Origin of the sequence: Flavobacterium sp. SOK18b, from assembly GCF_014156605.1 — a bacterium.
Classification (GTDB): Bacteria; Bacteroidota; Bacteroidia; order Flavobacteriales; family Flavobacteriaceae; genus Flavobacterium; species Flavobacterium tiangeerense.
The window spans coordinates 82,115-89,320 of sequence record NZ_QKNZ01000042.1 but is presented as its reverse complement, the minus strand read 5'-3'; the positions used below and the strand labels follow the sequence as shown (position 1 = coordinate 89,320).

Here is a 7,206-nt window from a genome sequence, read left to right as displayed (position 1 = left end):
ACCAATTTCACCATCCGAGCATTAAGAGGTGTTTGAGCGAAAAACGGGGCTCGAACCCGCGACCTCGACCTTGGCAAGGTCGCGCTCTACCAACTGAGCTATTTTCGCATTTTGTATTTAAAAGAACCGCAATACTTGGTTCGTATTGCGGTTGCAAATTTAGCACATTTATTGAATTAAACAAGCCTTTTTTGCAAAAAAATCAAACAAAAAAGATAACAATCTGATAACGTGCCACTAAAAAACATAAATTATTTTCTAGTCAACATTCTTTTAATTTCATTGAGTTTCATTAATGCCTCCATAGGCGTTATGGTATTAATATCAAGACTAATGATCTCTTCTTTTATTTCTTCGAGTAAAGGATCGTCAAGATTAAAGAAACTCATTTGCATTGGCTCCGCCGGTTCTCCTTTTAGTATTGATCCCTGCTTTGAGGTTTTAGTACCATTTAAGGCATCACTAGAATGGTTACGCTCTAATTTCTTGAGTAGTTTTTGGGCTTTTAAAATCACTATTTGAGGCATTCCAGCCATTTTGGCTACATGAATCCCAAAACTGTGTGCACTTCCTCCTTTTACTAATTTTCGAATAAAAAGAACATTGTCTTTTAATTCTTTAACAGCCACATTGTAATTTTGTATGCGTGTTAATGATTCACTCATTTCATTCAACTCATGGTAATGCGTAGCAAACAAGGTTTTGGGCTGAGATGGGTGTTCGTGTAAAAATTCGGCTATGGCCCAAGCAATCGAAATTCCGTCATAGGTACTGGTTCCTCGACCAATTTCATCTAATAGAACTAAACTTCGATCGGAAATATTATTCAAGATAGATGCCGTTTCATTCATTTCAACCATAAAAGTAGACTCACCCATAGAGATGTTATCACTTGCTCCTACTCTTGTAAATATTTTATCTACAATTCCCATTCGTAAACTTTCGGCAGGGACAAAACTTCCCATTTGAGCCAAAAGTACAATTAAGGCGGTTTGCCTTAATATTGCTGATTTACCAGACATGTTTGGTCCTGTAATCATAATTAATTGCTGTGTTTCTCGATCCAGAAAAACATCATTTGCAATATACGGCGTCCCTACAGGCAATTGTTTTTCTATCACTGGATGTCTTCCGTTTTTGATATCCAATTCAAAACTATCATCAAGTTCAGGACAAACATACTTATTCTCAACAGCTAACTGAGTAAAAGAGCACAAGCAATCTAGTTGTGCGATTAAATTAGCGTTCATTTGAACTGGTTTGATGTACGTTGCAATCCAACTCACCAATTGCTCAAATAATTCGACTTCTATTTTATGAATTTTTTCCTCGGCGCCTAGGATTTTAGTTTCGTATTCTTTTAGTTCTTCCGTAATATACCGTTCTGCATTGACTAGTGTTTGTTTCCTGATCCATTCTACAGGCACTTTATCTTTGTGCATATTACGCACTTCAATATAGTAACCAAAAACGTTATTGAATGAGATTTTCAACGATGAAATCCCCGTTGCTTGTGATTCGCGTTTTTCAATACCCTCTAAAAATTCCTTACCTGAAGTTGAAATCGCTCTTAACTCGTCAAGTTCAGCATGAACTCCTGGCGCAATAGCATTTCCTTTGGCAATAGCCACAGGAGCATCTTGATTTAAAACGGATTTAATTTTTTCGCGAAGCAAATCGCAACTATGCAAGCTATCCCCTATTACTTTTACTGCTTCTTGCTGACTTTGTAAAGCAAGTGTTTTTATCGGAATTATGGCATCCAGAGATTCTTTCAAGTAAATCACTTCTCGTGGCGAAACTTTACCAGCAGCAATTTTAGAAATCAGTCGTTCTAAGTCGGATATTTGTTTGATTTGATTTTGAATGTTCTTTAAAACACTCTGATTCTCTTTTAGATAAGAAACCACTTGATGCCTGCCTTTTATTTTATGACTGTCTTTTAAAGGCAAAGCTAGCCATCGTTTGAGTAGTCTTCCACCCATTGGCGAAAGCGTTTTATCAATCACATCAAGCAAGGTCACCGCATTAGGATTATAACTATGGTAAAGCTCTAAGTTGCGAATGGTAAAGCGATCCATCCATACATAAGCATCCTCAGCAATACGCTGTATAGACGTTATGTGTTGCACCCTATTATGCTGTGTTTCGGACAAATAATACAATATGGCTCCAGATGCAATGATACCTTCGTTCAAATCTTCAATACCAAAACCTTTTAAAGAAACCGTCTGAAAATGTTTTGTGAGCGTTTCAAAGGCATAATCTTCCTTAAAAACCCAATCTTCCAGATAAAAATTATGGAAGTCTTCGCCAAAAGCTTCTTTAAATTCCCCTTTTTTATTTTTTGGAATCAAAACTTCACTTGGGCTAAAATTTTGAAGCAACTTATCAATATATTCGGCGTTACCTTGAGCAGTTAAAAACTCCCCTGTTGAAACATCCAGAAAGGAGATCCCTATGATTTTATTGGCAAAATAAATTGCCGCAAGAAAATTATTTGTTTTGGATTGCAAAACCTCATCGTTCATTGAAACTCCTGGCGTAACGAGTTCGGTAACACCACGTTTTATGATGGTTTTGGTCATTTTAGGATCTTCAAGCTGATCGCAAATTGCTACACGCAAACCTGCTTTGACAAGCTTAGGCAAATAGGTATTCAAGGAATGATGTGGAAAACCTGCCAAGGCAGTTTCTCCTTCGGAGCCTGCGCCACGCTTGGTCAAAACAATTCCAAGGATTTTTGAGGCTCGAACCGCATCTTCGCCAAAGGTTTCATAAAAATCACCCACACGAAATAGCAAGCAAGCATCAGGGTACTTTCTTTTTATCTCGTTGTATTGCTTCATCAATGGTGTTTCCTTGACTATTTTATCTTTTGACGCCACTTTTTTTGAGGTATTTGGTAATTAAAATTTAGGCGAATTTATAGATTTTTAAACAAAATTGAACGCAATTCAAACTAAAGTATTCATTTTAATATAATTTTAGATGTAACATATAATTTTTTAATTAAATTTGTACTTACAATTAAACATTATACTGACATGAAAAAAATAATTGCTTTAGCTATGCTAGTTACCTTTGGGATAACAGGTATGAACGCACAAGAAACTACAAAAAAATTGAAACCGGTAAAAGCTAAAATTGCTAATACGAAGGTAAATGGAGCAGGAATGCTTTTTGTAAGCGAAACCATTGATTATGGTACTGTTGCTCACAACTCTGATGGAAGAAGAGAATTTGTATTTACAAACAACGGAAACAAACCATTAATCATTACAAATGCTCAAGGATCATGTGGTTGTACGGTTCCTACTTATCCTAAAGAGCCTATTGCTCCTGGAGCAAAAGGAGTTATTGGAGTGAAATATGACACTTCAAGAGGAGGACAGCCGTTTACTAAAACAATCACGTTAACATCTAACGCAGTTGTTCCTACTAAAACACTTACTATCAAAGGAAACGTTTTAGCAGCTGAAACATCAAAAAGCTAATTCTTTTTACAACAAATACTTTAAAGCTTCCTGTAAAATTGGAAGCTTTTTTTTTGAATAATTCCACACCATGAGAAAGTTAGAAAACAGTGAACTCGAACGTAAATCAATTGAAACCTTTAAAAAATCTACAAAAACACCCCTGATACTGGTGTTAGATGATATTAGAAGTTTACACAATATCGGATCTGTATTTCGTACCGCAGATGCTTTCTTGATTGAAAAAATTTATCTGTGCGGCATAACAGCTACTCCTCCTAACAAAGAAATTCACAAAACAGCACTTGGCGCTACAGAAACTGTTGCTTGGGAACATTACGATAGCGTCTTAGAAGTTATAGAGAAATTAAACATTGAAAATGTGATTACTCTAGCTATTGAACAAGTAGAGCATGCTGTTTTTCTTCAAAATTTTGAAGTTGAAAAAGAAAAAAAATACGCTTTAGTCTTTGGCAATGAAGTTCATGGCGTTTCACAAGAAGCGGTGGCATTATGTACTGGTTGTATTGAAATTCCTCAGCTAGGAACAAAACATTCCTTAAACATATCTGTGAGTGCTGGGATCGTTGTTTGGGATTTATTTAAACAGTTCCAGTATTGATTTTCTTTTGAATTTCGTTCAAGATAAACAAGTAGTCTTCTTGATTTTTAACAAAATCTCTATCAGATACATCAATGATCAAAACATTGAGATCTGTTTGAGATTTAATGTAATCTAAATAGCCACTATTTATTTTATCTAAATAATCGGTAGGGATTTTTTGCTCATAACTGCGTCCTCTTTTCTTGATGTTTTGCAGCAGGCGCTCTGAATTTTGATATAAATAAACGTATAAATCTGGCTTAGGCATTTCTTTGTAAATGATATCAAACAAGTTGCGATACAAGCGGTATTCATCTTCAGCGAGTGTAATCTTGGCAAAAATCAACGATTTAAAAATATGATAATCCGCTACTAAAAAATCTTTGAACAAGTCAAATTGCGCCAAGTCATCTGATAATTGCTGATACCTATCGGCAAGAAAAGACATCTCTAGCGGAAAGGCATAACGGTTTTGATCTTTATAAAATTTTGGCAAAAAAGGATTATCAGCAAATCGCTCTAAAACTGTTTTAGCATTAAAATCTTCCGCTATTTTTGATGCTAAGGTTGTTTTTCCTGCGCCTATATTCCCTTCAAAAGCTACATAATTATAGCGCTCTAGCGGAATGTTACGCAACGGTTCATCAAGATCTTGTATGTATACACAAGCGCTTGTATCTGGAGTACACGCCAACAACTCCGAAACATTTTTATGTAAAAGAGGGTGTTTCCAATCTAGATTCAGATCCAAAACAGGAACCAAAACAAAATTCCTGTTTTGCATTAAAGGATGTGGCACCTGTAATTTTTCAGTAGCAATAACATCGTCATCAAAAGCAACAATATCAATATCTATTACTCTAGATTGGTATTCAGTTGATAGATTAGGAACACGTCCCAAACGTTTTTCAATTTTTAAAACCTGATTCAAAACTTTATGCGCCGCTTGATACGTGTGAATTAGTACGGCACAATTATAAAAGGCTTCACTCTCAAAACCCCAAGCGGGTGATTCATATAACTTAGAGGTTTTGATAATTGTACCAACCTCTTGATGTATTAACTGCAGACATTGAAGGATGTTTTCCTTGCGATTTCCTTGATTACTTCCTATGGATAATATGACTTGATGTTGTGATTTCATAATGGGGTGCAAATTAACTAAAAGAATTTTAGAATTATATCAAATTGAGCTATGCATAAAATAATAAACATAAAAAAGTCTCCCATTTGTGTAACAATACGATGGTTTCAGAGACTTATTAAAAAAATATAAGTATGAAATTTTTAGGAAATGTATTAGCTACCATCATTGGTATTTTTGTGTTTTTCATGTTGTTTTTCTTTGGCATTGTTCTGATTGGAGCCATTTTTGGTGGTGAATCTGAAGGAGTTGTAGTTGAAAATAATTCAGTTATCGAGTTGGATTTAGGAAATATACAAAATGATTATGCAGGAAAATACAAAGATCCTTGGGTTACCGTTTTCTCAGAAAACAAAACCATTGGTTTAATTGATATCTTAAATGCTATTGAAGAAGCAAAAAATGATGACGATATTAAGGGAATATCTATTCTGAATAGCAATTCTGGATTGGGTATGGCACAAAGCAAAGCCTTGCGCGATGCACTAGAAAGTTTTAAAAAATCAGGGAAATTTGTCATGGCTTACGCCAATTCCTATTCTCAAAAAGAGTACTACATCAACTCTGTTGCGAGTCCTATTTACATCAATCCTGTTGGAGAAATGGACTTTAAAGGTCTTTCATCCGAAATTATGTTTTTCAAAGATTTCCAAGAAAAATCAGGATTAAAAATGGAAGTGATTCGCCACGGAAAATATAAAAGTGCCGTAGAACCTTTTCTTGAAAACAAGATGAGTGATGCTAATAGAGAACAAACTACAGCTTTATTAACGTCTGTTTGGAATTCTGTTGTAAATGACATTTCAAAAAGTAGAAACATTCCAGTGGCAAAACTAAATGAAATTGCAAATGGCCTGCAAGCTAGAACCCCAGAAATGGCAAAAGCACAAAAGCTAGTAGACATTATTGCCTACGAAGATATATATCATGACGCCATTAAGAAAATTTTAAAAGTAGATCAAGACAAAGATTACAACACCATATCTGTTGTTGATTACGCACAAAAAGTAGCCACAACCTCCCTATCAAAAGATAGCTCAAATGAAATTGCAGTTATTTATGCTCAGGGAGAAATTATGGGTGGTGAAGGAGATGTAACAGTAATAGGTGAAGGATCTATGCGTCGCTCATTGGAAGAAGCCAGAAATAATAAAGACGTAAAAGCAATTGTTTTACGAATAGACAGTCCAGGTGGAAGTGCATTAACGTCTGACTTGATTTGGAGAGAAATTGAATTGACCAAAAAAGTAAAACCTATTGTAGTGTCCATGGGGAATTATGCAGCATCCGGAGGATATTACATTGCTTGTAACGCCAATACCATTTTTGCTGAAGAAAACACCATTACGGGATCTATAGGAGTTTTTGGAGTTTTACCAAATTTTACGCCACTGGCAACAAAGATGGGTATTTATACCGAGCAAGTTAAAACACATACTAATGCTGCTGATTATAGTCCATTTGTACCATTAGACGAAAACTTTAAAGCAGTTACTCTTGAAGGGGTAGAGCATATCTACAAAACATTTGTAACGCATGTAGCAACAGGTCGTAAAATGACATTTGCTCAAGTAGATGCCATTGCCCAAGGAAGAGTTTGGACAGGATCTGAAGCACTAAAAATAGGACTTGTAGATAAAATAGGTGGTCTAAATGATGCTATTGCAAATGCTGCTAAGCTTGCCAAAATAAAGACTTACAGTACTCAAAATTATCCAGAATACGAGAAAAACTTTGAGGATTTATTTGCTGGCTTCCCATTTGCGACATCAAAAGCTGCTTTTATCAAAGAAGAAATTGGAGAAGAAAATTACCGTGTGATGCAGGAAATTAAAAAACTTCAAAACCGCAAAGGTGTACAAGCCATGTTGCCGTATGAAATCAACATTAGGTAATTAAAAAATCAAAAGCTTATAAAATCCGCTTGAGTATGATGCTCGAGCGGATTTTTTTATTTTCAAATAATAAAGATTTTTGGGTTT

Annotated in this window: 5 protein-coding genes and 1 tRNA gene; 3 read left to right on the top strand and 3 right to left on the bottom strand. The window is 35.3% G+C overall.

Features of this window, described 5'->3' with window-relative positions; all coding sequences use genetic code 11:
- Nucleotides 1–35: 35 nt before the first annotated feature.
- Nucleotides 36–108 (bottom strand) — tRNA-Gly (locus DNC80_RS08215).
- Between the two features lie 143 nt (nt 109–251).
- Nucleotides 252–2,888 (bottom strand): DNA mismatch repair protein MutS, encoded by a 2,637-nt coding sequence (mutS, locus tag DNC80_RS08210; protein WP_182650744.1) that lies wholly within the window; start codon nt 2,886–2,888, stop codon nt 252–254.
- Between the two features lie 159 nt (nt 2,889–3,047).
- Between mutS and DNC80_RS08205 the strand changes: the two genes are divergently transcribed.
- Together DNC80_RS08205 and DNC80_RS08200 are read left to right on the top strand one after the other, a co-directional pair.
- The gene (locus DNC80_RS08205) at nt 3,048–3,497 is read left to right on the top strand and encodes a DUF1573 domain-containing protein (protein WP_144889447.1); all 450 of its coding nucleotides are present in this window, start codon (nt 3,048–3,050) and stop codon (nt 3,495–3,497) included.
- Between the two features lie 70 nt (nt 3,498–3,567).
- Nucleotides 3,568–4,098 (top strand): RNA methyltransferase, encoded by a 531-nt coding sequence (locus tag DNC80_RS08200; RefSeq protein WP_182650743.1) that lies wholly within the window; start codon nt 3,568–3,570, stop codon nt 4,096–4,098.
- Here the strand turns inward: DNC80_RS08200 and folK are convergent.
- Nucleotides 4,079–5,224, bottom strand: a complete 1,146-nt coding sequence (gene folK, locus DNC80_RS08195; protein WP_182650741.1) for a 2-amino-4-hydroxy-6-hydroxymethyldihydropteridine diphosphokinase — start codon at nt 5,222–5,224, stop codon at nt 4,079–4,081. The two genes, DNC80_RS08200 and folK, sit on opposite strands and share 20 nt — an antisense overlap.
- 134 nt (nt 5,225–5,358) lie before the next feature.
- On the opposite strand from folK, the gene sppA reads away from it, so the two are divergent.
- On the top strand, nt 5,359–7,119 hold the full coding sequence (gene sppA, locus DNC80_RS08190) for a signal peptide peptidase SppA (RefSeq protein WP_182650739.1): 1,761 nt from the start codon (nt 5,359–5,361) through the stop codon (nt 7,117–7,119).
- The last annotated feature ends 87 nt before the right edge of the window (nt 7,120–7,206 follow it).